The sequence below is a fragment of the Rhodococcus sp. OK519 genome (assembly GCF_003051005.1).
Taxonomy (GTDB): domain Bacteria; phylum Actinomycetota; class Actinomycetes; order Mycobacteriales; family Mycobacteriaceae; genus Prescottella.
On record NZ_QAOW01000001.1, the window covers coordinates 1,132,254 to 1,152,809 of the forward strand.

Here is a 20,556-nt window from a genome sequence, read left to right on the forward strand (position 1 = left end):
GCGGACTGCTACACGCCGCAGGGCTGACAACAACAGCTACAGACACGCTTGAGGTCGACGTGGCGTCTGGCCACCAATCGCACCCCGCTGTCTGTCATGCGGGCCATTCTGCCATGGGATTTCGTCCGTGCCGACCACTGGGCGCATATTTCCCCGAAAATCGCGGGAAATCTCCTGATCGGATGGGGGAGCGTGGCGCGAAACGGGGTGACTGGGACACTGGAGGCGTGAGTGGATCCGCCGTTTCGACCCCTGCCGACCTGTCGACGCCCTTCGAGCTTCCGGACACGGCGTTGCGCGGTGTCGGGAAGCGCCCCTTCGGCATCTACGTCCATGTCCCGTTCTGTGCCACGCGCTGCGGCTACTGCGACTTCAACACCTACACCGCGGGCGAACTGGGGACCTCGGCTTCGCCGCAGTCGTGGCTCGACGCACTGAAGCGAGAACTGGCGCAGGCCGCCGAGATCACGGGCGCGCCCTCGGTGGACACCGTGTTCGTCGGCGGCGGTACGCCGTCGCTGCTCGGCGGCGACGGACTCGGGGAGGTCCTCGGTGCCGTGAAGACCAGCTTCGGGCTTGCCGACGGCGCCGAGGTGACCACGGAATCGAACCCCGAGTCGACGTCGCCGGAGTTCTTCGCGACGCTGCGCGCGGCGGGATTCACGCGGATCTCCCTGGGCATGCAGTCCGCAGCCGAGCATGTGTTGAGGGTGCTCGACCGAACCCACACCCCGGGCCGACCGGTCGCGGCGGCCCGTGAGGCGCGCGCCGCCGGGTTCGACCACGTCAACCTCGACCTCATCTACGGCACGCCGGGCGAGACCGACCGCGACCTCGACGCGTCCCTGGATGCGGTGCTGGACGCGGGCGTCGACCACGTGTCGGCGTACGCGCTGATCGTCGAGGACGGGACCGCGCTGGCCCGCAAGGTGCGCCGGGGCGAACTGCCGTCGCCCGACGACGACGTCCTCGCGTCCCGGTACGAGCGGATCGATTCGCGGCTCGCCGACGCCGGTCTCGCCTGGTACGAGGTGTCGAACTGGGCGTCGGGGGAAGACTCACGCTGCCGGCACAACCTCGGCTACTGGGACGGCGGCGACTGGTGGGGCGCCGGGCCGGGCGCGCACAGCCACATCGGCGGGGTGCGGTGGTGGAACGTCAAACATCCGGCGCGGTACGCGGACCGGTTGTCGGCGGGCGAGCTGCCCGTGGGCGGTAGTGAATCCCTGACTGCGGAGGACATCCACGTCGAGCGGGTCATGCTGGCGATCCGGCTGCGGACCGGGCTTCCGCTGGCCGATCTGCGTGAGAGCGAACGCGCTGCCGCGGAGCGGGTCGTGGCGGACGGGCTGGCGGTGGTCGTGTCCGGCCACCTGGTGTTGACGGACCGTGGTCGGCTGCTGGCCGATGCTGTGGTCCGGGACATTCTCGACTGACTCGTGCGTCAGCCGACGGCGTCGTAGTCGTAGACCCGGGCGTGCAGGACGACCCGGTTGCGCAGTGCCGATCGCACCGCGTGGTGGACGCCGTCCTCGAGGTAGATCGTGCCCTCCCACAGGACCGCGTGGGGGAACAGGTCGCCGTAGAACGTCGAGTCCTCGGACAGGAGGCGGTCGAGTTCGAGGACCCGGGTGGTGGTGACGATCTCGTCGAGGCGGACCTGCCGCGGCGGGATCTGTGACCAGTCGCGGAGTGTCAATCCGTGATCCGGATACGGCTTGCCGTCCCTGACACCTTTGAAGATCATGTTGTTCCGCCCGTGTCGCTCGACCGTGGGCCGGACCCCGCGGGCCGACCGACGAATACAGTACGGGCTGCGGCGCAATTGTTCGTTGTGCCTCGAATGTCCGGCGCGGCCTGAGGAGTTCGGGGCGGACCAGGCCATTAGACTGGGTATCGACAGTCGGGTGGACCCCGGGCTGAGCGTCGAAATGGAGGTGGTGGCGGTGGCGAGTACGGACGAACGACGATTCGAGGTGCTCCGGGCGATCGTCGCCGACTACGTCTCCACGCAGGAGCCGATCGGATCGAAAGCCCTGGTGGAGCGCCACAATCTGGGTGTCTCCAGTGCGACGATCCGCAACGACATGGCCGCGCTCGAGGCCGAGGGCTACATCGCGCAACCGCACACCAGTTCGGGACGCGTGCCGACCGACAAGGGCTACCGCCAGTTCGTCGACCGGATCTCCGACGTCAAGCCGCTGTCGGCCGCCGAGCGTCGCGCAATCCTCGAGTTCCTCGAGTCGGGAGTCGATCTGGACGACGTCCTGCGCCGCGGCGTCCGGCTCCTCGCGCAGCTCACCCGCCAGGTCGCGGTGGTGCAGTACCCCTCGCTGTCGGCGTCCTCGGTCCGCCATCTCGAGGTGGTCGCGCTCACCCCCGCCCGCCTGCTGCTGGTACTGATCACCGATTCCGGGCGCGTCGACCAGCGGATCGTCGAACTAGGTGACGTGATCGACGACGAGGACCTGTCGCGGCTACGAGCACTGCTCGGCGGCGCTCTCGAGGGCAAGCGGCTCGCCGCGGCATCGATCGCGGTCTCGGAACTTGCCGAGGACGCGCCCGAGAATCTGCGGGACGCGGTCATCCGGTCGGCCACCGTGCTGGTCGAGACGCTCGTCGAACACCCCGAGGACCGTCTGGTGCTGGGCGGAACCGCGAATCTGACGCGCAACGCGGCCGACTTCTCGCTGCAAGCCGGACTCCCCGGCTCGCTGCGTTCGGTCCTCGAAGCGCTCGAGGAGCAGGTGGTGGTCCTCAAACTGCTCGCCGCGACCCAGGATGCAGGCCGGGTGACCGTGCGGATCGGTGAGGAGACGCAGGTCGAGGAGATGCGCGGGACGTCGGTGATCTCGACCGGGTACGGCGCTGCCGGTACCGTGTTCGGCGGTGTGGGGGTCCTCGGCCCCACTCGGATGGACTATCCGGGAACAATTGCCTCGGTGGCTGCCGTTGCCAGGTACATCGGCGAGGTACTCGCCGAGCGATAGGGCGCGGACGGGCAACGGCGTCGGGCCGGAGGGTTCCGGTGTCGGCGGTGCTCACCGTGTGATGCGAACGATGTAGAGAAGGACGAGATACCCAAAGTGGCACGGGATTACTACGGCACGCTCGGCGTCGAGCCCAAGGCGACCGATCAGGAGATCAAGCGGGCATACCGGAAGCTCGCCCGTGAGCTGCATCCGGACGTCAACCCCGACGAGTCGGCACAGGCGCGGTTCCGCGAGGTCTCCACCGCGTACGAGGTGCTCTCGGACCCCGAGAAGCGGCGAATCGTCGATCTCGGTGGCGATCCGATGGAGTCCGGCGGTGGTGCCGGTGCCGGCGGCTTCGGTGGCGCAGGCTTCGGCGGCGGTCTCGGAGATGTCTTCGAGGCATTCTTCGGCGGTGGCGGTACCGCCCGCGGGCCCAAGGGACGTGTGCAGCCCGGCGCGGATTCGCTGCTGCGGACCAAGCTGACGCTCGCAGAGTGCGCCACCGGCGTGACCAAGACGATCACCGTCGACACCGCGATCCTGTGCGACGGCTGCACCGGCTCGGGCACCCACGGCGACTCGAAGCCGATCCGCTGTGAGACGTGTGGCGGCGCCGGTGAGGTCCAGTCCGTGCAGCGCTCGTTCCTCGGTCAGGTCATGACGTCGCGTCCCTGTCCGACGTGCCGCGGCGCCGGCGAGACCATCCCGGATCCCTGCCACAAGTGTGGCGGCGACGGCCGCGTGCGTGCCCGTCGTGACATCACCGTGAAGGTGCCGGCCGGTGTGTCGAGCGGAATGCGCATCCGGCTCGCGGCGCAGGGCGAGGTCGGTCCCGGCGGCGGCCCGGCCGGCGATCTGTACGTCGAGATCATCGAGCAGCCGCACGAGACGTTCGTCCGTGACGGCGACGACCTGCACTGCACCATCCGGGTCCCGATGGTCGACGCGGCCCTCGGCACCACGGTGACGCTCGAGACGATCATCGACGGTCCGACCGAGATCACCGTCGACCCGGGCACACAGCCCGGCTCCGTATCGGTCCTGCGCGGTCACGGCATGCCGAAGCTGCGCTCCGGCGTACGCGGCGACGTCCACGCGCACCTCGAGGTGATCATCCCGTCGCGCCTGGACGGTAAGCAGAGCAAGCTGCTGCAGGAGTTCAAGAACCTTCGCGACCGCGATCATGCCGAGGTGGTCTCGACCGGGTCGCCGAACACCGGTGGGCTGTTCTCGCGGCTGCGCGACGCCTTCAGCGGACGCTGACCGGCGCCGGACCGACCGATGGCTGCGACAGTCTTCTATCTGGATCCACTGCCCGACGTCGGCGGTCCCGCGGTGCTCGACGGCCCGGAGGGTCGTCATGCCGCGACGGTACGGCGGATCAAGCCGGGTGAGCGACTGCTCCTGGCGGACGGGCACGGCGGCATCGCGGACGCCGTCGTGACCGCCGCCGGGAAGGATCGCCTCGACCTGGAGGTGACCGCGCGTCTGGACCAGCAGCCGCCCACCCCCCGGGTGACGCTGGTGCAGGCGCTGCCCAAGGCGGAGCGTTCCGAATTGGCCGTCGAACTGGCCACCGAGGCGGGGATCGACGCCGTCGTGCCGTGGCAGTCGTCGCGGTGTGTTGCCCGCTGGGAAGGCGCCAAGACACAGAAGGGCGTGGTGCGCTGGCGCAACGCGGCGATCGCGGCCGCGAAGCAGGCGCGACGCTCCTTCGTGCCGGACGTCGCGGAGCTGCACCACACCCCGCAGATCCTGGAGCGGGTTCGTGACGTCGTCGGCCGCGGCGGTGTCGTGGCAGTGCTCCACGAGTCGGCGCGGTCGCCGTTCGCGTTGCTGCCGCTGCGGGACGCTCCCGAGGTGATGCTGGTGGTGGGGCCGGAAGGCGGACTGTCGGACGACGAGATCACCGCACTGACCGACGCCGGAGCGACCGCGGTCCTGTTGGGGCCGACGGTGCTACGGACCTCGACGGCCGCGGCGGTGGCGCTGGGGGCGATCGGTGTGCTCACCGATCGCTGGTCCTCGGCGCCCCTCGACTGACTCGGGAGCGACGAGCATGCCCAGGACGCGCATCGCGTACGGCGCCGAGCCGCAGCAGTTCGGCCACTTCTATGCGCCGGAAGGCGTTGCCGGGGAACCGGTTCCGGTCGTCATGGTGATCCACGGTGGCTACTGGAGCGGGAAGTACCAGCTCAATCTCGGGACTGCCCTGTCGGTCGAGTTGGCCCGCAGCGGTGTCGCCGTGTGGAACATCGAGTACCGCCGCATCGGCGCGGGTGGACGGTGGCCGGAGATGTCGGCTGATGTCGTTGCCGCGCTCGAGGCTATCGCCGGGCCCGTCGCCGCCGCGTCCCCGGTGCAGCTCGATCTGGACCGGGTCCGGGTCGTCGGGCATTCGGCGGGCGGACAGCTCGCAGTCTGGCTTGCCGGGCAACGGGATACGACGATCCACCCCGAACTGTTCGTGTCGCAGGCCGGGGCGCTCGACCTCGCGTCGGCCGCCGAGCGCGGCCGACGCGTCAGCTACATCGAGGACCTGTTCGGCGTCCCCTTCGAGGACGACCCCGAGCTGTACCGTTCCGCGTCGCCGCAGCATCGGGTCCCGATCGGGGTTCCCGTGGTGGTCCTCCACGGCACTGAGGACGCGCAGGTCCCGGCGAAGATCGCGTCCCGGTACCACGCCGCGGCTCTGGCGGCGGGCGATCCGGTGGAGTTGCATCTGATCGAGGGCGAGGATCATTTCGCCTTCCTCGACCCGAACACCCGCAGCTGGAAGCTCTCTCGGGAACTGCTGCTGACCTGATGGTCAGTTGAGGCTGCCCAGCGAACCGGTGCCTCCTGGTTGGTCGGCGTTGTCGATGATGACGGTGACGTCGAGCGAGGCGTCAGGTGCTGTGCCGTTCAGGGCAGTGACGGTGAAGTGGTACGTGCCTTCGGCGGTGGGGACTCCCGAGAGGACTCCTTCCGCGGAAAGTGTGAGCCCGGGCGGCAGTTCGATGCTCGGGTCGACCGACGGTGTCGGGCTGCCCGTGAGGGTGAAGGTATGGGTGTAGGGCTGCCCGACGATGCCGGACGGCGGCGCACCGGAGACCGTGGGCGCGACGGTGTCAGTGGGCGCAGCCTCGGCGAGCGCGAGTACGTGGTTGCCGCCGAATGCGGCGACAGCGGTGTACGTGTGCTCGGCGGGAACGGATGTCTGCCCGTAGTAGTTGTCGCCCCACACCACGATTCGGCCGGTCGAAGTGAGACCTACCGAGTGGAACTGGCCGCCGCCGACGGCGACGTACGTCTCGCCGTTCACGAGAGCCGGCACATCTGTCTGCCCGGCGTTGTTGTATCCCCACGCTTTGATCTCGCCGTCGGATGTGAGGGCGAGCACGTGATCCCAGCCGGAGGCGACGGCGGTGTACGTCTGCCCCGGTTCGAGATCGGGAACATTCATCTGCCCGGCGGAGTCGTAACCCCAGGTCTTGATCGTGCCGGCGGACGTCAGGCCGATCGAGTGCGTCGTGCCGGCGGCGATGTCGGTGTACGTCTGACCCTGTTCCAGGACCGGGACGTCACGCAGACCGTACGAGCCGAAGCCCCACGTCTCGACCCGTCCGTCGGAGGTGAGTGCGAGTGAATGATTGTGCGCGGTGGCGATCGCGGTGTACTTTTCGCCCTCCTCCAGCGTCGGAACGTCGGTCTGCCCGTGCTGGTTGTCGCCCCATGCGTCGATCTGTCCGTCCGACGTGAGGGCGAGCGAGTGCCCGAAGCCGCCGGCGACGGCGGTGTAGGTCTTTCCTTCGGCGGCCGGCACCGTCGTCTGGCCGAATTCGTTGCGGCCCCAGGCCTTGACCTGGCCGTCCGAGGTGACGGCGAGGGAGTGGCCGAAACCGCCCCCGATCGCGGTGTACGACGCGTCATCGCCCAGTGTGGGGACCCCGGTGGCGCCCTCGTACGCGTACCCCCAAGCAACGGCATCCTGGTGCGGGGTTATCGGCGTTGCGGTCGCCGCAGCAGGGAGAACCAGCGCGGTGGCGAGTGCGAGGGTGGCAAGCATGCTTTGTCGTGTTCTGGTGCGCGAGGCTCGGGTTGCGGTCATCCGGCAATCCTTCGTGGGAGGTGGGAATCTGTGTCTACGTGCGCGGGTGTCGCGGCCTTCACCGTCGGGAAACGCTTCCCACTTGTAGTCCGGTAGACGTCCACTTCGGTCGGCGGCTCAGCGGAATCTAGCAATGGCCGAGGGGGCAATTGTGGCCATTGGCCACAATTGGCCATGACGGAGTGGCATTTCAGTTGCGCCTGAACATGTTTCCGGCACGGCAGAGGCGACTCGAGGCGGCGTGAGGATTCGCATGCACCCCTGCCCTCAGAGCCCCTTCTCGATCATCGACATCGAGATCGACACTGCCGGCGTTCCCGAGGATCGAGGACCGGCTGCGTCTCAGGCCTTTGCGCGTGCGGGCAGGACCGCGGCGACGACGACGGCGCCGAGGGCCAGGGCGAGCCCACCGACGAGGCTGGCACGGGAGATGGCGTCGGCGAAGGCGACGGTCGCCGCATCCATGAGCGGCTGGGCCTGTGCTGCGCCGAGGGGATTTCTCGCCAGTTCTCCGGCGACGATCGCGGCGCCGCCGACCGATTCTCCCGATGCCTGCAGGCCCTGCGTCACCAGATCTGCTTGCGGCCCCGTCAGATTGGGGACGGGAAGCGCTGCCAGGAATCCTGCGATCCCGTCCTTGTACGCGGAGGCGAGGACCGATCCGAGTATCGCGATCCCGAGCGAGCCGCCGAGTTCGATCGCGGTGTCGTTGAGTCCGCCGGCCGCGCCGAGATCCTTCTCTGGGAAGTTCCCCATGATGGCGTCGGTTGCGGGCGAGACGGCAAGTCCCACACCGATCCCGAGGAGGGCGAGGGTGGGCACGAAGTCGAGGTACGTCGACGCCCCATCGACGCGGACGAGCAGCAGTACGCCGGCCGCCGCGACCAGCATGCCGCCGGCGACGATGGTGCGGGTACCCGCCCGTGGGGTCAGGCGGGCACTCGCCGCGGCACCGACCGAGACAGCCACGGCCAGCGGGAGAAGTCGGACGCCGGTGGCGAGCGGGCCGAACCCCAGAACGAACTGGAACTGCTGGGCGACGAAGAACATCGCGCCGAACGCCGCCAGGAACACGAGCATGACCGCGAGGGAGGCGCCACCGACGGCGCGCTCGCCGAGCTTGCGCACGTTCAGTAGTGGCTGCGGGTGGTGCAGTTCCCAGGCGACGAAGAGGGCGAGCCCCACGGCGGAGACCGCGGCGGTGGACAGCGCGCTCGGGCCCCAGCCGAAGTGGAATCCGTCGATGATGGCGAACACGAGAGCGCCGATGGTGACGACCGACAGCAGCCCGCCTATCCAGTCGATGCGGCCCAGTCCCCGGGCTTTCGACGGCGGCACGAGAACCAGCGCCGCGACGATCGCGAAGGCCGCGATCGGCACGTTGATGAGGAACGTCGAGTGCCAACTGTGGTCTTCGAGCAGCCACCCGGCGAGAAGTGGACCGAGGGCGATCGCGAGGCCGGAGGTGGCGGCCCACGCCGCGATGGCGCGGGCGCGCTCGGCAGAGGGGAAGGTGGCGACCAGCAGTGACAGCGTGGCGGGCATGATTATCGCCGCGCCGACACCCATGACCATACGAGCGGCGATCACCGAGGTGGTGCTGTCGGCGAGGCTGCCGAACACGGCGCCGACGCCGAAGACGAGTAGACCTGCGAACAGTGCCCCGCGGCGGCTGTACTTGTCGCCGATGACACCGAACAGCAGCATCAAGGCCGCGTACGGGACGGTGTAGCCGTCGATGACCCACTGCAGGTCCGAGCTGGTCAGCGCGAGATCACGCGTCATGTCGGGGGCTGCGACGATGAGCGCGGTGTTCGCCATCACGACGATCAGCAGGCTCAGGCACAGCACGCCCAGCGCGGCCCAGCGCCGTGGGTAGGGCCGGTCCATCTGGTCCACCGGGGTGGTGGCAACGCCCGGCAACTGCGCCAGTGTGATCGTCATGTTCGAAGGCCCTCCCGCATGCTGTTCGTCACGTCGTCCGCGATCTTGCACACTGATGTGCAAGTTAGTTCCTTGCATACCGGTGTGCAAGGAAGGGGTGGCGGACGTCACACCGGTCGCGAGTTTCGGGGGAGCGTTCGAGATCGGACTTCGGTGTCCGTCCGCCGCCGTAAGGGAAGATGGGTCGGTGAGTTCCGAGTCCTCGACTTCCCAGGCGGTGCCCGCCGCGGGTCCGCAACCGCCCCGCGCGCAGGCGCGCGCGAACCGGGCGCGCATTCTCGATGCCGCGATCTCGGCCTTCGCGGCGGATCCCGACGCGAGCATGGGCGACGTGGCGAAGGCAGCCGGCGTCGTTCGGCGCACGGTGTACTCGCACTTCCCGAACCGGGAGACGTTGATCGAGGGGTTGGTCGCGGAGGCGTCCGGGGCGATCGGGGCCAGCCTGGCGTCGGGACCGCCCGCTCCGGAGCGGCCCGACCTGGCGGTCGCGGCGCTGGCGCTGCGCACCTGGCCGGTCGGCGACCGATTCCGGGTACTGCTCTCCTTCGCCCGGCGCGAACTGGGGGAGGAGCGGATCCACGATCTCCTCGAGCCGCTGCGAACGATCACGGTGGGCAACGTCGAGCGGGGTCAGCGTGAGGGAGTGTTCTCGTCGTATCTGCGGCCCGAACTGCTGGTCGCGATGTCCGAGGGCATGACATTGACACTCCTCGAGCATGCGAACCGGGGCGCGATCTCCGATCGTGGTGAGACGTTCGCCACTGCCGGCCTGGTGTTGCTGGGGCTGCCGCCGGAGCGTGCCGCCGACGTCGTCGGGCAGGCTGCGGCCTGGCTCGCGGACACGGACGTACCCGACGAGGCGTCCGGCGAGTAACTCGGTGGGCGCTGTCGGCCGCTGGCGCTAGACTTTGGACACACACGCCGACTCGGTCGTGTGGCCCCGATGGACCGATCGGACCTGGAAGAAGGCTATAGCGCGCACGTGAGTGAACAAGTCGAGAACGGTAGGTCGCACCTGCGCGACGCCCCGCAGGATTCTGCACAGCCGGCTCAGCGCACCGTGCGCTCGAGCATGGAGTTCCCGCCCGAGGTGGTTCCGCCTCTGCTCGGGTCCACCGACGAGAATCTGACCGCTCTCGAGCAGGTCCTCGACGCCGACATCCACGTTCGCGGCAACGCCGTCACCCTGACCGGCACACCGGCGGACGTCGCGCTTGCCGAACGACTTCTCGAGCAGCTCGCAGCGTTGGTTCGCCGAAACCAGCCCATTTCTCCGGACGTGGTTCGCCGCACCCTCGGCATGCTCACTCAGGGTCTCTCGGAGTCGCCGGCAGACGTGCTTAGCCTGGACATCCTGTCGCGCCGCGGCAAGACGATCCGTCCGAAGACCTTGAACCAGAAGCACTATGTCGACGCGATCGACGAGAACACCATCGTGTTCGGCGTCGGCCCGGCCGGAACGGGCAAGACTTACCTGGCGATGGCCAAGGCTGTGCAGGCGCTGCAGAGCAAGCAGGTGACGCGGATCATCCTGACCCGGCCCGCGGTCGAGGCCGGCGAGCGTCTCGGCTTCCTGCCGGGAACGTTGCACGAGAAGATCGACCCGTATCTGCGTCCTCTGCACGACGCCCTGCACGACATGATGGATCCCGAGGCCATCCCGAAGCTGATGCAGGCCGGTGTCATCGAGGTTGCGCCGCTCGCCTACATGCGCGGACGCACTCTCAACGATGCGTTCATCATCCTCGACGAGGCGCAGAACACCACCGCCGAGCAGATGAAGATGTTCCTCACCCGACTCGGGTTCGGTTCCAAGATCGTCGTCACCGGCGATATCACCCAGGTCGACCTGCCCGGCGGGGCGCGGTCGGGACTGCGGGCGGCCACCGAGATCCTCGACGGCATCGGTGGCATCCACTTCTCCGTTCTCGACAGCAGCGACGTCGTGCGACACCGATTGGTCTCGGACATCGTCGACGCGTACGAGCGGTTCGAGGCGTCCCGTGACGGGGACACCCCGCTCGGGAACCGTGCGCAGCGACGAGCGGTCCAGCCGCGTCCCCACCGGCGGTAGGGTTGTTTCCGCCCAGAACGGCTCCCGCGTGTTCGCGGCTTACGAAGGAACGACGTAGATGAGTATCGAGATCTCCAACGAATCGGGGATGGAAGTCTCCGACGAGGATTTGATCAGCGTCGCCCGGTTCGTGATCGCGAGGATGGACGTGCATCCGGCCGCGGAACTGTCGATGGTGCTCGTGGATTCGGCGACGATGGCCGACCTCCACATGCGCTGGATGGATCTGCCGGGCCCCACTGACGTGATGTCGTTCCCGATGGACGAGCTCGAGCCGGGCGGACGCCCGGATGCCCCGGAGCCCGGTCCGTCGATGCTCGGCGACATCGTCTTGTGCCCGTCGTTCGCGGCGGATCAGGCGCAGACGGCGGGGCACTCGCTCGACCAGGAACTGGCGCTGCTCACCGTGCACGGCGTCCTGCACCTCCTCGGCTACGACCATGCCGAGCCCGAGGAGGAGAAAGAGATGTTCGGCCTGCAGAACCAGCTCCTCGCCGAGTGGTACGAGGACCTGCGCCGCGCCGAGCAGGAGGCCGAGCTCGCGGCACGCGACCAGCGTCTCCTCGGCAAGGCCGGCTTCTTCGACGGCACTGAGCAGTGACGCTCGGCGGACGGTGATCGAGACGTGAACGACGCAGTCGTCCTGGTGCTCGTCGCTGTCATCCTGGTGCCGCTGGGCGGGCTGTTCGCCGCGCTCGACGCCGCGCTCAACACACTCTCGCCCGCACGGGTGGAGGAGTTGGCGAAGGACGAGCGTCCCGGTGCTGCGCGCCTGGTGCGAATCGTCTCGGACCGTCCCCGCTACGTCAATCTCATGGTCCTGCTGCGGATCCTGTGCGAGATCGCGGCGGCAGTCCTGCTCGCGGGTGCGTTGATCGATCTCATGGGCGCCGCCTGGGGCATGGTCGTGACGATCGTCGCCATGGTGCTCGTCGACTACGTCGCGATCGGCGTCGGCCCCCGCACCCTGGGGCGGCAACACGCCTACCCGCTGACGCTGGCGGCGGCCGTTCCACTGGTGGCGCTCGGTGCCCTGTTCAGTCCGGTGAGCCGGTTGCTGATTCTGGTCGGCAACGCGCTCACCCCGGGCCGCGGATTCCGCGCCGGACCGTTTGCGTCCGAGATCGAACTGCGCGAGCTGGTCGATCTGGCGCAGGAGCGCGGTGTGGTGGCCGACGAGGAACGCCGGATGATCCAGTCGGTGTTCGAACTGGGTGACACGTCCGCGCGCGAGGTGATGGTCCCGCGCACCGAGATGGTGTGGATCGAGGCCGACAAGACGGCCGGTCAGGCGACCTCGCTCGCGGTTCGCAGCGGCCACTCCCGGATCCCGGTGATCGGCGAGAACGTCGACGACGTCCTCGGGGTCGTGTACCTCAAGGACCTGGTGCAGCAGACCTACTATTCGTCCGACGGCGGCCACAGCGTGACGGTGGCTCAGGTGATGCGCCCCGCGGTGTTCGTGCCCGACTCGAAGCCTCTCGACAGCCTGCTCGCCGAGATGCAGCGCGACCGCAACCACATGGCCGTGCTGGTCGACGAGTACGGCGGCATCGCCGGTCTGGTGACGATCGAGGACGTGATCGAGGAGATCGTCGGGGAGATCGCCGACGAGTACGACACCGACGAGACCCCGCCGATCGAGGATCTCGGCGACGGCACCTACCGAGTGTCGGCGCGGTTGCCCGTCGAGGACCTCGGCGAACTGTTCGACGTCGAGATCCCCGGCGACGAGGTCGAGACGGTCGGCGGGCTGCTCGGCTACGAGTTGGGCAGGGTTCCCCTGCCCGGCTCGCAGATCGAGACCGCCGGGCTGCGCTTGCGCGGCGAGGGTGGCGCGGACGTGCGTGGGCGGGTGCGGATCAGCACGGTGTACGTCGAGCGCGTCCCGACCGAACACAGTGACACCGGCCCGGTGGACGAAGACGGAAACGTGAACCAGGAGTGATATGACCGACAACGAATTCCGTTCCGGCTTCGTTTGTTTCGTGGGACGGCCCAATACGGGCAAGTCGACGCTGACGAACGCGCTGGTCGGCGAGAAGATCGCGATCACCTCGTCGCGACCGCAGACCACGCGCCACACGATCCGCGGCATCGTGCATCGTGACTTCGCGCAGCTGATCCTGGTCGACACCCCCGGCCTGCACCGGCCGCGGACGCTGCTCGGCCAGCGCCTCAACGACCTCGTGCGCGACACGTACTCCGAGGTCGACATCATCTGCCTGTGCATCCCGGCCGACGAGAAGATCGGCCCCGGCGACCGGTGGATCGTCGAGCAGGTGCGCCAGATGGCACCCAAGACCAAGCTGGTCGGCATCGTCACCAAGATCGACAAGATGACCAAGGACGGCGTCGCCAAGCAGCTCATGGCGGTGTCCGCGCTTCTCGGCCCGGAGGCCGAGGTGATCCCCGTGTCCGCCGTCTCCGGCGAGCAGGTGGAACTGCTGGTGAAGGTCCTCGCCGGGATGATGGAGCCCGGTCCCGCGTTCTACCCCGACGGCGAACTGACCGACGAGCCCGAGGAAACCCTCATGGCCGAGCTGATCCGCGAGGCAGCGCTCGAGGGGCTCGGCGACGAACTGCCGCACTCGCTGGCCGTCGTCATCGAGGAGATCATCGAACGCGAAGGTCGCACCGAGAAGCAGGGCAAGATGCTCGACGTGCACGCGCTGCTGTACGTCGAACGGCCCAGCCAGAAGGGCATCGTGATCGGCAAGGGCGGTGCCCGGCTGCGCGAGGTCGGAACCGCGGCTCGCAAGCAGATCGAGAAGCTGCTCGGCGTCAAGATCTACCTGGAGTTGCACGTCAAGGTGGCCAAGGATTGGCAGCGCGACCCGAAGCAGCTGGGCCGCCTCGGTTTCTAGTCCTCTGCCGCGCCAGTTCTTGTCGTGCCGCTCCTCCGATCGGGGGAGCGGCACGACTGTTTTCGGCGCGGCACGGTGGATTCTCACGGCCTCGGAACGAACGCGCCGCGGATCAACTGGAGCACCGCGACCGCGATTTCCTGTCCGCCGTCGCCGGTAGCGAGACGACGCAACTGCAGGCCGGCGATGGTCGCCACCAGGGTGGGTGCCAGTGACTCCGGGTGCGGGATCCCGAGAGCGGTCAGGATCGTGACCGTCAGGTCGTCATAGGCCGCGAAGCACTGGGCCGCGGCGTCACGCAGTTCGGGGTCACGTCCGGCCTGGATGTAGAGCTCGAACGGTGCGATCCGCTCGGCGGAGAACGTGAGATCACGGGCGATCCGCTCGGTGATCGCCGCGGCATCCTCGACACTGATGCCGGTTTCCCGGTAGCTCTCCGCGATCTCGCGGAGGCGGGCGGTCTCCTCGGCGACGAAGTCGGTCAACGCTGCTCGGAGTAGCTCCGGTTGCGTCGCGAAGTGGTACGTCACCGATCCGAGGGACACCGCGGCCTCGGCGGCGATGCGCCGATTCGTCACCGCCGGAACACCTTCGGTGCCGACGATGTGCAGTGCGGCGGCGAGAATGCGGTCACGGACCGACGTCGTGGCCATGGTCACCACCACTGCCCGGGACGGTGGTCGTGCCAGTTCAGTACCGACTCGAGCTGTGCGGCAAGGGAAACCAGAAGCGGCTCGGTGTTGTCGTGCCCCATCAGCTGGACGCCGATCGGTAGTCCGTCGGCGGTGAAGCCTGCCGGGACATTCACGCTGGGCCATCCCAGGATGTTCCACGGCCACGTGTACGGGCACGCGGCGGTGATCACCTTGTCGGTCTCGACCCCGCCGATCGCGTCCATCGCGTCGACGCGCGGCGGGGGAGTTGCGGTGGTGGGGGCGAGGATCACGTCGTAGTCGTCGAAGATCGCCCCGATTCGACGCCGCATCCGCGGCTCGGCAGCCCGGGCGGCACGCAGTGGCCAGCCGGACAGCATTCGCCCGGTGCGGGCGTTGGCGCGGGTACGCGGATCGACCAGCGTCGCGTCGGGTAGCCGATCGAGCCACACGTCCACCCCGGCAAGCGAGCGGGGAAGGAAGTTGAGCCCCAGCAGGATTCCGTACTCGGGGTCGTCGACGACGACGTCGTGACCGAGGCGGCGCAGGGTGTGGGCAGTGCGTCCCACTGCCGCCCGGATCTCCGGGTGCAGTGCCGTCGGCGTGGCGGTGAACGGGATGCGCAGCGACAGCGCGATCCGCAGGCGTCCCGGATCGCGTCCGACCGCGTCGCGCACCGTGACCGGTGGCGGCTTGTGCAGGTCGCCGTCGTGGTTGCCGGCGATCACGTCGAATAGCAGGGCCGCGTCGGCAACCGTGCGGGCCAGCGGGCCGTTGACGGTGATGCCGTGGAACGACTCGGCCTCGGGCCACGTCGAGATGCGGCCGCGCTGAGGCTTGATCCCGACCAGGTGGGTCCAGGCCGCGGGGATGCGTACCGATCCGGCGCCGTCGGAACCGACGGCGGCGGGCACCAGACCGGCGGCGACGGCCGCCGCGCTGCCACCGGACGAGCCACCCGGGGTGCGATCGCGGCCCCACGGGTTACGGGTGTGGCCGAACGCGCTGCCACCGGTGAACGGCCACTGACCCAGCTCGGGGCTGTTGGTCTTGCCGACGATCACGGCGCCCGCGTCGCGGAGGCGGCGGACCATCTCGGAGTCGGCGGTCTTCACCGGGAACTCGCCGGGGCACCCGAACGCGGTGGTCTCGCCGGTCACGTCGACGTCGTCCTTCACCGCGATCGGGACTCCGAGGAGGGGTAGGCGTTCCCCCGCTGCCAGGCGGCGGTCGGCGTCGGCGGCCTCGGCCAGAGCCCCGGCGCGGCGCACGATGCGGAAGGCGTTGAGCGTGGGCTGGCTGGCCTCGATCCGGTCCAGGGAATCGATGATCGCAGCGACGGACGATGTCCGGCCCGCCGCGAGCGCCGCCGCCTGCTCCTCGAGCCCGGGTGCGTTCCCCGCGACGCCGTGTTCCTGCAGTTCAGTGCTCATTGCCGCCCCGTTCGCGCTTCCGTTCGTTCGAACGAACAGTAACGCGTTCCAGTTTTGGGTGGGGCGGCTTTCGTGGACGCGCCTGTCCTCCGGTGTCGGTGCGCCGTGGGAGACTGGCGAGGTGAGGTTGTACCGGGACTATGCGGTTGTGCTGCGCCAGCACAAGCTGGGCGAAGCCGACCGCATCGTGACCCTGCTCACCCGCCAGCACGGCCTGGTCCGGGCGGTCGCGAAGGGGGTGCGCCGCACCAAGTCGAAGTTCGGGGGCCGGCTCGAGCCGTTCGCGCACATCGACGTGCAGTTGCATCCCGGTCGTAGTCTCGACATCGTCACCCAGGTGCACACCGTCGACGCGTTCGGTGTCGATATCGTCGACGATTACGGCCGCTACACCACCGCGTGCGCGATTCTCGAGACGGCCGAGCGGTTGGCCGGTGAGGAGCGGGCCCCGGCGCCGCGGTTGCACAGTCTCACCGTCGGGGCCCTGCGGGCGGTGGGCGAGCAGGCGCGGCCCGTCGAACTGGTCCTCGACGCCTACCTGTTGCGGGCGATGGGCTACGCGGGCTGGGCTCCGGCGCTCACCGATTGTGCGCGCTGCGCGGCGCCCGGTCCGCATCGCGCATTCCACGTCGCCGCCGGTGGCGCGGTATGCGTGCACTGTCGGCCGCCGGGGGCGGCGACGCCGTCCGTCGGTGTGCTCGATCTCATGGACGCGCTCGCGCACGGGCAGTGGAAGGACACGGAGACCGCGACGCCGGCGATGCGCAGCCAGGCCAGTGGGCTGATCGCCGCGCACCTCCAGTGGCACCTCGAGCGGCAGCTGCGCACGCTGCCCCTGATCGAACGTCACCGACCCCATCCGGCAGTCGGGCACGACGAGGCGGTCAGGCAGGATGGGGAGCGTGATTCGACGACGCGAACCGCAAGCTCAGCCTGACCGGGAGATCCGCCCGCCCGCCCCGCACCCCTCGGGTGCGCGTCCGCCCATCCTCCAGCCCGAGTTGATCCCCAATCACGTAGCGCTCGTGATGGACGGCAACGGCCGCTGGGCGCAGGATCGGGGACTGCCGCGGACCGCCGGACACGAGCGCGGCGAGGCCGTTCTCATGGACACCCTCGAGGGATGCATCGAGATCGGCGTGAAGTGGTTGTCCGCGTACGCCTTCTCCACCGAGAACTGGAAGCGCAGCCCCGACGAGGTCAAGTTCCTCATGGGATTCAACCGGGACGTCATCCGCCGCCGCCGCGACGAGATGCACGAGATGGGCGTGCGCGTGCGCTGGGCCGGGCGTCGACCGCGCCTGTGGCGCAGTGTCATCAAGGAACTCGAGATCGCCGAGGAGCTCACCAAGGACAACACCGTCATGACGCTGACGATGTGCGTCAACTACGGTGGGCGCGCCGAGATCGCCGACGCGGCAAAGGAAATCGCTCGGCGCGCGGCGGCGGGTGAGCTCGATCCCGAGAAGATCACCGAGGCCACGTTCGCGAAGTACCTCGACGAGCCCGACATGCCGGACGTCGACCTGTTTCTGCGCCCGTCCGGCGAGCAGCGCACGTCGAACTTCCTCATCTGGCAGGCGGCGTATGCCGAACTGGTGTTCCAGGAGAAGCTGTTTCCCGACTTCGACCGCCGGGACCTGTGGGCTGCGTGCATCGAGTATGCGTCGCGGGATCGCCGCTTCGGGGGAGTGAGATACCAGTGAGCGATGGGACGGCGGCGGCCGAGGAGTTGCAGGAGCGGGCGCGGGCAGCACTCGCAGGATTCGTCGACGTCGAGGCCGACGACGACGATTCACTGCGCTTCGAGTACGGCGGAGCGCTCTGTTCACTGCGCGCGGTCACCCTCGCCGACGGCCTCGACGTCCTGTCCTTGACGGGCGTCCTCGCGTGGGATCGGACTGTGTCGCCGACGCTCCACAAGCGGGTCGCCGAACGGAACGCCCGTCTGCAATTCGGCTCGATCGTCGTCGTCACCCGCGGTCGGCAGGCCGACGTCGTGCTGCGCTACACGTTCCCGGCCACCGGCCTGGCGGACGCGCCGCTCACCACCATGCTGCTGCTGGTGCTGTCGGGCGCAGAGGAGGCGCGCAAGGGGCTGCTGGCGTAGGCCTTGTCGAGTAGGCCTTACCGAGCGACCCTTACCGAGCCTGGGCGCAGTCCCGGCACGTGCCGAAGATCTCGACGGTGTGGCTGACGTCGGTGAAACCGTTGCTGTCGGCGATGGTCTGCGACCACTGCTCGACCGCGGGTCCGTCGACCTCGACGGTGAAACCGCAAGCGCGGCACACCAGATGGTGGTGGTGGCCGGACGAGCAGCGTCGGTACACGGACTCGCCGGTGTCGGTGCGCAGGACGTCGACGGTGCCGGCGTCGGCGAGCGTCTGGAGCGTTCGGTAGACGGTGGTGAGGCCGATGCCCTGGCCGCGTCGGCGCAACTCGTCGTGCAGTTCCTGTGCCGACCGGAATTCGGTGATCTCGTCGAGAAGTGCGGAGATGGCGCTGCGCTGCTTCGTGGAACGCACGCCGACGACGGCGCGGCGGCTGTCGGTCTCGTCGGTCAGGTTGTCGGTCATTGTTCCTCCGCGTGGGCCACAGCGTCGACGACGATGTGGGCGAGATGGTCGTCGACGAGGCGGTACATCACCTCGCGGCCGTTGCGTTCCCCGTGTACGACACCGGCGGCCTTGAGGACCCGCAGGTGTTGGCTGATCAGTGGCTGTGTGACGCCGAGTGCGCCGACGAGTTCGTGCACGCAGCGTTGGGACTCGCGCAGCTGCAGGACGATCGCAATCCGTACCGGTGCCGCGAGTGCGCGGAGGATCTCGCCGGCAGCGGTGAGCGTTTCCTTCGACGGCAGCGGCGCGGCAGGGGCGTCGGAGCACGGGCCCTCGGCCGAGGTGTCGGCGCGCGGGTTCCCCGCGTCGGCGATGCTCACGGCGTCAGCTCCTCACATGCGTACGGTCGGGCTCTGACCAGCCACCTTATTGCAAATCAATTCCATTTTGATATGCACGAATATGCATGTCAACCGGGTGCGTGGGACGACGGCGCGGATACCGATACTCTGGACAGGCGAAAACCGCACGTGAACCACGCATCTATTACCCAGATGGAGAGCAGCCCAGTGGCACCCAAGTCCAAGATCGATACCGTCGCCAACCTCGCCAAGCGCCGGGGGCTCGTCTACCCCTGCGGCGAGATCTACGGCGGTACCAAGTCGGCCTGGGACTACGGTCCGCTCGGCGTGGAACTCAAGGAGAACATCAAGAAGCAGTGGTGGCGCAACATGGTCACCAGCCGCGAGGACGTCGTCGGACTCGACTCGTCGGTGATCCTGCCCCGCCAGGTGTGGGAGGCGTCGGGGCACGTCGAGGTGTTCAGCGACCCGCTGGTCGAGTGCCTCAACTGCCACAAGCGTCACCGGCAGGACCACCTGCAGGAGTCGTACGCCGAGAAGCACAAGCTCGACAACCCGGACGCCGTGCCGATGACCGACATCGTGTGCCCGGACTGCGGCACCAAGGGGCAGTGGACCGAGCCCAAGGCGTTCTCCGGCCTGCTCAAGACGTTCCTCGGCCCGGTCGACAGCGAGTCCGGCCTGCACTACCTGCGCCCCGAGACCGCGCAGGGCATCTTCGTGAACTTCGCGAACGTGCTCACCACGTCGCGCAAGAAGCCGCCGTTCGGCATCGGCCAGATCGGCAAGAGCTTCCGCAACGAGATCACTCCCGGCAACTTCATCTTCCGCACCCGCGAGTTCGAGCAGATGGAGATGGAGTTCTTCGTCAAGCCGGGTGAGGACGAAGAGTGGCACCAGTACTGGATCGACTACCGCATGGACTGGTACACCGGCCTGGGCATCAACAAGGACAACCTGCGCCTGTACGAGCACGCGCAGGAGAAGCTGTCGCACTACTCCAAGCGCACCGTCGATATCGAGTACCGCTTCCAGTTCCAGGGCAGCGAGTGGGGCGAGCTCGAGGGCATCGCCAACCGCACCGACTACGACCTCGCGACGCACGCCAAGGCGTCGGGCACGGACCTGAGCTACTTCGATCAGACGTCCGGTGAGCGCTACACGCCGTTCGTCATCGAGCCCGCGGCCGGCCTCACCCGCTCGCTGATGGCCTTCCTGGTCGACGCGTACACCGAGGACGAGGCGCCCAACGCCAAGGGCGGCGTCGACAAGCGCACCGTGCTGCGACTGGACCGTCGTCTCGCTCCGGTCAAGGCCGCGGTGTTGCCGCTCAGCCGCAACGCCGATCTCTCGCCCAAGGCGAAGGATCTCGCGACGACGCTGCGTCAGCACTGGAACATCGAGTTCGACGACGCCGGCGCCATCGGCCGCCGCTACCGTCGCCAGGACGAGATCGGCACGCCGTTCTGCATCACGGTGGACTTCGACACCCTCGAGGACCACGCGGTCACGATTCGTGAGCGCGACACCATGGCGCAGGAGCGCGTCGCGCTCGATCAGGTCGAGGGCTACCTCGCCCAGCGTCTGATCGGTTCCTAGT

The 20,556-nt window shown here is 68.5% G+C and carries 21 protein-coding genes; 14 read left to right on the forward strand and 7 right to left on the reverse strand.

The features are described from left to right. Nucleotides 1–182 precede the first annotated feature (182 nt). Nucleotides 183–1,436, forward strand: coding sequence for a radical SAM family heme chaperone HemW (hemW, locus tag C8K36_RS05320; protein WP_107983313.1), 1,254 nt, complete (start codon nucleotides 183–185; stop codon nucleotides 1,434–1,436). 8 nt (nucleotides 1,437–1,444) lie between these two features. On the opposite strand, the gene C8K36_RS05325 is transcribed toward hemW, so the two are convergent. Further along, nucleotides 1,445–1,747, reverse strand: a complete 303-nt coding sequence (locus tag C8K36_RS05325) for a type II toxin-antitoxin system VapB family antitoxin (RefSeq protein ID WP_107983314.1) — start codon at nucleotides 1,745–1,747, stop codon at nucleotides 1,445–1,447. A 199-nt stretch (nucleotides 1,748–1,946) separates the two neighbouring features. On the opposite strand from C8K36_RS05325, the gene hrcA reads away from it, so the two are divergent. From hrcA to C8K36_RS05345, 4 genes are all read left to right on the forward strand, one after another. Then, on the forward strand, nucleotides 1,947–2,990 hold the full coding sequence (hrcA, locus tag C8K36_RS05330) for a heat-inducible transcriptional repressor HrcA (protein ID WP_107983786.1): 1,044 nt from the start codon (nucleotides 1,947–1,949) through the stop codon (nucleotides 2,988–2,990). Between the two features lie 96 nt (nucleotides 2,991–3,086). Then, the gene (gene dnaJ / locus C8K36_RS05335) at nucleotides 3,087–4,238 is read left to right on the forward strand and encodes a molecular chaperone DnaJ (protein ID WP_107983315.1); all 1,152 of its coding nucleotides are present in this window, start codon (nucleotides 3,087–3,089) and stop codon (nucleotides 4,236–4,238) included. An 18-nt stretch (nucleotides 4,239–4,256) separates the two neighbouring features. Beyond that, a complete protein-coding gene (locus C8K36_RS05340) occupies nucleotides 4,257–5,018 on the forward strand; it encodes a 16S rRNA (uracil(1498)-N(3))-methyltransferase (RefSeq protein ID WP_107983316.1) in 762 nt (253 codons plus the stop codon). Between the two features lie 16 nt (nucleotides 5,019–5,034). Next, on the forward strand, nucleotides 5,035–5,781 hold the full coding sequence (locus tag C8K36_RS05345; protein ID WP_107983317.1) for an alpha/beta hydrolase family protein: 747 nt from the start codon (nucleotides 5,035–5,037) through the stop codon (nucleotides 5,779–5,781). A 3-nt stretch (nucleotides 5,782–5,784) separates the two neighbouring features. Here the strand turns inward: C8K36_RS05345 and C8K36_RS05350 are convergent, their stop codons facing one another. Both C8K36_RS05350 and C8K36_RS05355 read right to left on the reverse strand, forming a co-directional pair. After that, a complete protein-coding gene (locus C8K36_RS05350; RefSeq protein ID WP_107983318.1) occupies nucleotides 5,785–7,065 on the reverse strand; it encodes a putative Ig domain-containing protein in 1,281 nt (426 codons plus the stop codon). Between the two features lie 342 nt (nucleotides 7,066–7,407). Continuing rightward, nucleotides 7,408–9,009 carry an MFS transporter gene (locus C8K36_RS05355; RefSeq protein ID WP_107983319.1) on the reverse strand — a complete coding sequence of 534 codons (1,602 nt, stop codon included), beginning with the start codon at nucleotides 9,007–9,009 and terminating at the stop codon, nucleotides 7,408–7,410. A gap of 187 nt (nucleotides 9,010–9,196) precedes the next feature. On the opposite strand from C8K36_RS05355, the gene C8K36_RS05360 reads away from it, so the two are divergent. The 5 genes from C8K36_RS05360 to era all read left to right on the forward strand — a co-directional run bounded on the left by C8K36_RS05360 (nucleotide 9,197) and on the right by era (nucleotide 13,950). Further along, complete coding sequence (locus C8K36_RS05360) at nucleotides 9,197–9,883, forward strand: TetR/AcrR family transcriptional regulator (protein ID WP_258195083.1); 687 nt, start codon at nucleotides 9,197–9,199, stop codon at nucleotides 9,881–9,883. Nucleotides 9,884–9,991: 108 nt separating this feature from the next. After that, on the forward strand, nucleotides 9,992–11,083 hold the full coding sequence (locus tag C8K36_RS05365; RefSeq protein WP_107983321.1) for a PhoH family protein: 1,092 nt from the start codon (nucleotides 9,992–9,994) through the stop codon (nucleotides 11,081–11,083). Nucleotides 11,084–11,141: 58 nt separating this feature from the next. After that, nucleotides 11,142–11,684 carry an rRNA maturation RNase YbeY gene (gene ybeY / locus C8K36_RS05370; RefSeq protein WP_107983322.1) on the forward strand — a complete coding sequence of 181 codons (543 nt, stop codon included), beginning with the start codon at nucleotides 11,142–11,144 and terminating at the stop codon, nucleotides 11,682–11,684. Between the two features lie 24 nt (nucleotides 11,685–11,708). Next, nucleotides 11,709–13,031 carry a hemolysin family protein gene (locus tag C8K36_RS05375; RefSeq protein ID WP_107983323.1) on the forward strand — a complete coding sequence of 441 codons (1,323 nt, stop codon included), beginning with the start codon at nucleotides 11,709–11,711 and terminating at the stop codon, nucleotides 13,029–13,031. Nucleotide 13,032: 1 nt separating this feature from the next. Continuing rightward, a complete protein-coding gene (gene era, locus C8K36_RS05380; RefSeq protein WP_107983324.1) occupies nucleotides 13,033–13,950 on the forward strand; it encodes a GTPase Era in 918 nt (305 codons plus the stop codon). Between the two features lie 83 nt (nucleotides 13,951–14,033). On the opposite strand, the gene C8K36_RS05385 is transcribed toward era, so the two are convergent. Together C8K36_RS05385 and C8K36_RS05390 are read right to left on the reverse strand one after the other, a co-directional pair. Further along, nucleotides 14,034–14,603, reverse strand: a complete 570-nt coding sequence (locus C8K36_RS05385; protein WP_107983787.1) for a TetR/AcrR family transcriptional regulator — start codon at nucleotides 14,601–14,603, stop codon at nucleotides 14,034–14,036. A 2-nt stretch (nucleotides 14,604–14,605) separates the two neighbouring features. Next, the gene (locus tag C8K36_RS05390) at nucleotides 14,606–16,036 is read right to left on the reverse strand and encodes an amidase (RefSeq protein WP_107983325.1); all 1,431 of its coding nucleotides are present in this window, start codon (nucleotides 16,034–16,036) and stop codon (nucleotides 14,606–14,608) included. Between the two features lie 121 nt (nucleotides 16,037–16,157). Here C8K36_RS05390 and recO point away from each other — a divergent pair, with 121 nt between their 5' ends. From recO to C8K36_RS05405, 3 genes are read left to right on the forward strand one after another with little or no spacing between them, the layout of a single operon-like run. Beyond that, nucleotides 16,158–16,973, forward strand: a complete 816-nt coding sequence (gene recO / locus C8K36_RS05395; protein ID WP_107983788.1) for a DNA repair protein RecO — start codon at nucleotides 16,158–16,160, stop codon at nucleotides 16,971–16,973. Continuing rightward, nucleotides 16,930–17,742: an isoprenyl transferase gene (locus tag C8K36_RS05400; protein ID WP_107983326.1), complete on the forward strand. Its 813-nt coding sequence runs from the start codon at nucleotides 16,930–16,932 to the stop codon at nucleotides 17,740–17,742. Before recO ends, C8K36_RS05400 begins: the two co-directional genes overlap by 44 nt. Further along, nucleotides 17,739–18,146, forward strand: coding sequence for a hypothetical protein (locus C8K36_RS05405; protein WP_107983327.1), 408 nt, complete (start codon nucleotides 17,739–17,741; stop codon nucleotides 18,144–18,146). Before C8K36_RS05400 ends, C8K36_RS05405 begins: the two co-directional genes overlap by 4 nt. 31 nt (nucleotides 18,147–18,177) lie before the next feature. Here C8K36_RS05405 and C8K36_RS05410 read toward each other — a convergent pair whose 3' ends face one another. Beyond that, nucleotides 18,178–18,612 carry a Fur family transcriptional regulator gene (locus C8K36_RS05410; protein WP_107983328.1) on the reverse strand — a complete coding sequence of 145 codons (435 nt, stop codon included), beginning with the start codon at nucleotides 18,610–18,612 and terminating at the stop codon, nucleotides 18,178–18,180. Then, complete coding sequence (locus C8K36_RS05415; protein WP_420910845.1) at nucleotides 18,609–18,974, reverse strand: ArsR/SmtB family transcription factor; 366 nt, start codon at nucleotides 18,972–18,974, stop codon at nucleotides 18,609–18,611. The genes C8K36_RS05410 and C8K36_RS05415 overlap by 4 nt, the downstream gene beginning before the upstream one ends. 189 nt (nucleotides 18,975–19,163) lie before the next feature. Between C8K36_RS05415 and C8K36_RS05420 the strand changes: the two genes are divergently transcribed. Beyond that, the gene (locus C8K36_RS05420; RefSeq protein WP_107983790.1) at nucleotides 19,164–20,555 is read left to right on the forward strand and encodes a glycine--tRNA ligase; all 1,392 of its coding nucleotides are present in this window, start codon (nucleotides 19,164–19,166) and stop codon (nucleotides 20,553–20,555) included. Nucleotide 20,556: the final 1 nt, after the last annotated feature.